Raw genomic sequence first — 5,742 nt, 5'->3', positions numbered from 1 at the left:
TCTTAACATACTGAGATAAAGAAAATAAAAAGTATTAGAAAGTTTCTTCCTGCCGATTGCTCGGCAGGAAAAGCGTACATAAGCTTACGGGTTATTAGTACTACTCGACTATGACATTACTGCCTTTACATCTATAGCCTATCAACGTAGTCATCTCCTACGACCCTTAAAAGAAATCTCATCTTGTGGTGGGTTTCGCGCTTATATGCTTTCAGCGCTTATCCCTTCCAAACGTAGCTACTCTGCGATGCCACTGGCGTGACAACAGATACACTAGAGGTTTGTCCAATTCGGTCCTCTCGTACTAGAATCAGATCCACTCAAATTTCTTGCGCCCACAGTAGATAGAGACCGAACTGTCTCACGACGTTCTGAACCCAGCTCGCGTGCCACTTTAATGGGCGAACAGCCCAACCCTTGGGACCTTCTCCAGCCCCAGGATGTGACGAGCCGACATCGAGGTGCCAAACCCCCCCGTCGATATGAGCTCTTGGGGGAGATCAGCCTGTTATCCCCGGCGTACCTTTTATCCTTTGAGCGATGGCCCTTCCATGCGGAACCACCGGATCACTATGCTCTACTTTCGTACCTGATCGACCTGTATGTCTCTCAGTCAAGCTCCCTTATGCCATTGCACTCTACGCACGGTTACCAAGCGTACTGAGGGAACCTTTAGAAGCCTCCGTTACTCTTTTGGAGGCGACCACCCCAGTCAAACTACCCACCAAGCAATGTCCCCCGCATAGCGGGGTTAGGCCCTAGATAAACAAAGGGTTGTATTTCAACAATGACTCCACAACGCCTAGCGACGCCACTTCACAGTCTCCAACCTATCCTACACATCATTTATCCAAGGTCAATACTAAGCTATAGTAAAGGTGCACAGGGTCTTTTCGTCCCACTGCGGGTAAGCGGCATCTTCACCGCTACTACAATTTCACCGAGCTCATGGCTGAGACAGTGTCCAGATCGTTACACCATTCGTGCAGGTCGGAACTTACCCGACAAGGAATTTCGCTACCTTAGGACCGTTATAGTTACGGCCGCCGTTTACTGGGGCTTCATTTCAATGCTTCTCCGAAGATAACATCTCCACTTAACCTTCCAGCACCGGGCAGGTGTCAGGCCCTATACTTCATCTTACGATTTTGCAGAGCCCTGTGTTTTTGATAAACAGTCGCCTGGACCTCTTCACTGCGGCCTCGTATTGCTACGAGGCGACCCTTCTCCCGAAGTTACGGGTCTATTTTGCCTAATTCCTTAGCCATGAATCTCTCGAGCACCTTAGGATTCTCTCCTCGACTACCTGTGTCGGTTTGCGGTACGGGTACTTATTACCTGAAGTTTAGAGGTTTTTCTTGGAAGCCCTTAGGCGCACTATCTCTTCAACCGAAGTCTCCGAGTACTATCGTATTTCCCCAAAACCCGTGGATTTGCCTGCGGGTCTTATAGGTAGGTACTTCAACGAACTATTCCGTCAGTTCGCGGCGCTTTCATCACTCCGTCACCCCATCACAGTAATAACTAGTACGGGAATATTAACCCGTTGTCCATCGACTGTCCCTTTCGGGTTCGCCTTAGGTCCCGACTAACCCACAGCTGATTAGCATAGCTGTGGAAACCTTAGTCTTTCGGTGTGCGGGTTTCTCGCCCGCATTATCGTTACTTATGCCTACATTTTCTTTTCTCACCAGTCCAGCATACCTTACGATACACCTTCTACCCTGTGAGAATGCTCCCCTACCACTTACAATTAATTGTAAATCCATAGCTTCGGTAATACGCTTATGCCCGATTATTATCCATGCTCGTCCGCTCGACTAGTGAGCTGTTACGCACTCTTTAAATGAATGGCTGCTTCCAAGCCAACATCCTAGCTGTCTGGGCAGACAAACCTCGTTCTTTCAACTTAGCGTATATTTGGGGACCTTAGCTGATGGTCTGGGTTCTTTCCCTCTCGGACTTGGACCTTAGCACCCAAGCCCTCACTGTTATGAAACATTATATAGCATTCGGAGTTTGTCAGGAATTGGTAGGCGGTGAAGCCCCCGCATCCAATCAGTAGCTCTACCTCTATATAACTTTAACCATAACGCTGCACCTAAATGCATTTCGGGGAGTACGAGCTATTTCCGAGTTTGATTGGCCTTTCACCCCTACCCACAGGTCATCCGAAGACTTTTCAACGTCAACCGGTTCGGTCCTCCACTATGTGTTACCACAGCTTCAACCTGCCCATGGGTAGATCACACGGTTTCGCGTCTAACACTACTGACTAAAGCGCCCTATTCAGACTCGCTTTCGCTACGGATCCGTGGCTTAACCACTTATCCTTGCCAGCAACGTTAACTCGTAGGCTCATTATGCAAAAGGCACGCCGTCACCCCACGAAAGGGCTCCGACCGCTTGTAAGCGTATGGTTTCAGGATCTATTTCACTCCGTTATTCACGGTTCTTTTCACCTTTCCCTCACGGTACTGGTTCACTATCGGTCTCTCAGGAGTATTTAGCCTTAGCGGATGGTCCCGCCAAATTCAGACAGGATTTCTCGTGTCCCGCCCTACTCAGGATACCACTATCGTTATCTTCTATTACTTATACAGGGCTATCACCTTCTTTGGCCCTACTTTCCAGTAGATTCTAATTCTATCCGCAACAAATATCGTGGTCCTACAACCCCAAAAATGCCGTAACATCTTTGGTTTGGGCTAATCCGCGTTCGCTCGCCACTACTTACGGAATCACTTTTGTTTTCTTCTCCTCCGCCTACTTAGATGTTTCAGTTCAGCGGGTTTGCCCACCTATCGGTGTACTATGTCTTCAACATAGTGGGTTGCCCCATTCGGGTATCTACGGATCATATCGTGTGTGCCAATCCCCGTAGCTTTTCGCAGCTTATCACGCCCTTCATCGCCTCTGAGAGCCAAGGCATCCCCCATACGCCCTTATTTTGCTTATTGTACCAACATTCAATTAAGAATGCCGTTTCTTTCACTTGTCTATAAATAAACAAGCAAAAAATGCTTTCTACTTTTTATTATTTTCTTATCTCAATATGTCAATGAACTTTAAAGTAGTGTTCAGTGTTCCGTTTTTAGTATTCAGTCGAAACTGATCACTGATCACTGTAAGCTGATCACTCTTTTTGTGGAGAATAACGGAGTCGAACCGTTGACCTCCTGCGTGCAAGGCAGGCGCTCTAGCCAGCTGAGCTAATTCCCCAATCTTTTTTAATTATGAATTGTGAATTACGAATAACGATATATCGCGATTTCTCAACTCTAGAATTTCTTCTTTTTTATCCCGAATTTCTTCAGAATCTTTAAGTTAAATAGTTGTCTCGGACAGACTCGAACTGTCGACCCCTACATTATCAGTGTAATACTCTAACCAGCTGAGCTACGAGACAAGGTGATCTGTGATTAGAGATTTCTCATTCTTGATTTTAGATCTAAATCTAAAATCAGCATTTCGTAATCAACAATACTAAATCTTTATCTTTAACTTAAATTGTATTATTTGAACTAACAGCAAGAGTAATATAATGTCAATATTTGTTTCCTTTTCGATATTTAGTCTTCTTTCCCTAGCGTGTATTGCTACTAACACTAAGGCTCTAGAAAGGAGGTGTTCCAGCCGCACCTTCCGGTACGGCTACCTTGTTACGACTTAGCCCTAGTTACCAGTTTTACCCTAGGCAGCTCCTTGCGGTCACCGACTTCAGGCACCCCCAGCTTCCATGGCTTGACGGGCGGTGTGTACAAGGCCCGGGAACGTATTCACCGGATCATGGCTGATATCCGATTACTAGCGATTCCAGCTTCACGGAGTCGAGTTGCAGACTCCGATCCGAACTGAGAACGGTTTTGTAGATTCGCTCCTGGTCACCCAGTGGCTGCTCTCTGTACCGTCCATTGTAGCACGTGTGTAGCCCAAGGCGTAAGGGCCGTGATGATTTGACGTCATCCCCACCTTCCTCGCAGTTTGCACTGGCAGTCTTGTTAGAGTTCCCGACTTGACTCGCTGGCAACTAACAACAGGGGTTGCGCTCGTTATAGGACTTAACCTGACACCTCACGGCACGAGCTGACGACAACCATGCAGCACCTTGTAAATTGTCTTGCGAAAGTTCTGTTTCCAAAACGGTCAATCTACATTTAAGCCTTGGTAAGGTTCCTCGCGTATCATCGAATTAAACCACATGCTCCACCGCTTGTGCGGGCCCCCGTCAATTCCTTTGAGTTTCATTCTTGCGAACGTACTCCCCAGGTGGGATACTTATCACTTTCGCTTAGCCACTGAAATTGCTCCCAACAGCTAGTATCCATCGTTTACGGCGTGGACTACCAGGGTATCTAATCCTGTTCGCTACCCACGCTTTCGTCCATCAGCGTCAATATATTAGTAGTAACCTGCCTTCGCAATTGGTATTCCATGTAATCTCTAAGCATTTCACCGCTACACTACATATTCTAGTTACTTCCTAATAATTCAAGTCAGACAGTATCAATGGCCGTTCCACCGTTGAGCGATGGGCTTTCACCACTGACTTATCTGACCGCCTACGGACCCTTTAAACCCAATGATTCCGGATAACGCTTGGATCCTCCGTATTACCGCGGCTGCTGGCACGGAGTTAGCCGATCCTTATTCTTACGATACCGTCAAGCTGCTACACGTAGCAGGGTTTCTTCTCGTATAAAAGCAGTTTACAATCCATAGGACCGTCATCCTGCACGCGGCATGGCTGGATCAGGCTTGCGCCCATTGTCCAATATTCCTCACTGCTGCCTCCCGTAGGAGTCTGGTCCGTGTCTCAGTACCAGTGTGGGGGATCTCCCTCTCAGGACCCCTACCCATCGTTGCCTTGGTATGCCGTTACCATACCAACTAGCTAATGGGACGCATGCTCATCTTTCACCGTTGTGACTTTAATAGTTCCTTGATGCCAAGGTACTATACTATGAGGTATTAATCCAAATTTCTCTGGGCTATCCCTCTGTGAAAGGTAGATTGCATACGCGTTACGCACCCGTGCGCCGGTCTCTGTCTCCGAAGAAACATACCCCTCGACTTGCATGTGTTAAGCCTGCCGCTAGCGTTCATCCTGAGCCAGGATCAAACTCTTCATCGTATATTTGTGAGTTCAGATAAATCTGTTCTCTTTGTTTATGCGACTAAATTCTAGTGGTTTTTTCAAATCTCTCAATTCTATTACTCTTATTCTTTTGTCTTGTCTTTTGGACAAGACGGCTGTCAATTCAATATGTCTAGGAACGTGTTCTTTTATTTCTATCACCTCTACCAACACTTGATATAGCGTTTCTCGAAGCGGGTGCAAAAGTACAACTTTCTTTTTAACTAACAAGAAAAATGTGAAGTTTTTTTTGAGATAATTTTCTTATCCCTTTCTTCTGCTTTTCTTATCAATCTGTCAACGAACGTTGCGCGTTTTGCGGGGTGCAAAGGTAACATCCTTTTCTATTCTCGCAAGCTTTATTAAATCTTTTTTTGAAAATAAATTTTCTTCTTGATCTAAGTAACTTGCCAGTATTTTAAAGAACTTCTAAACCATTACCTCTCTATAATTATATTCTAATTAATGTTCGGTAAACTTGTTTGCGGGTGCAAAACTAGCACCTTTATTCGCTTTTACAAGCTTTTTAATCCCTTTTTTTTAAACTTTTCTTAACTTTTTCTTTAACTAGCTGATATCTCGTTTTTTGAAGATCAAAGTTTTTT

Annotated in this window: 2 tRNA genes and 2 rRNA genes; all 4 read right to left on the bottom strand. The window is 45.7% G+C overall.

Features of this window, described 5'->3' with window-relative positions:
* Window positions 1-74: 74 nt before the first annotated feature.
* Window positions 75-2,960: ribosomal RNA gene (locus EKL99_RS14355) — 23S ribosomal RNA — on the bottom strand.
* Window positions 2,961-3,148: 188 nt separating this feature from the next.
* A tRNA-Ala gene (locus EKL99_RS14350) sits at window positions 3,149-3,222 on the bottom strand.
* A 113-nt stretch (window positions 3,223-3,335) separates the two neighbouring features.
* Window positions 3,336-3,409, bottom strand: a tRNA-Ile gene (locus EKL99_RS14345).
* A 211-nt stretch (window positions 3,410-3,620) separates the two neighbouring features.
* Window positions 3,621-5,134: ribosomal RNA gene (locus EKL99_RS14340) — 16S ribosomal RNA — on the bottom strand.
* The 16S and 23S rRNA genes sit together here with 2 tRNA genes alongside, the layout of an rRNA operon.
* Between the last annotated feature and the right edge of the window lie 608 nt (window positions 5,135-5,742).

It is taken from the genome of Flavobacterium sp. ZB4P23, from assembly GCF_003970375.1.
Taxonomy (GTDB): Bacteria; Bacteroidota; Bacteroidia; order Flavobacteriales; family Flavobacteriaceae; genus Flavobacterium.
This window is presented reverse-complemented; position numbering and strand designations above follow the sequence as displayed.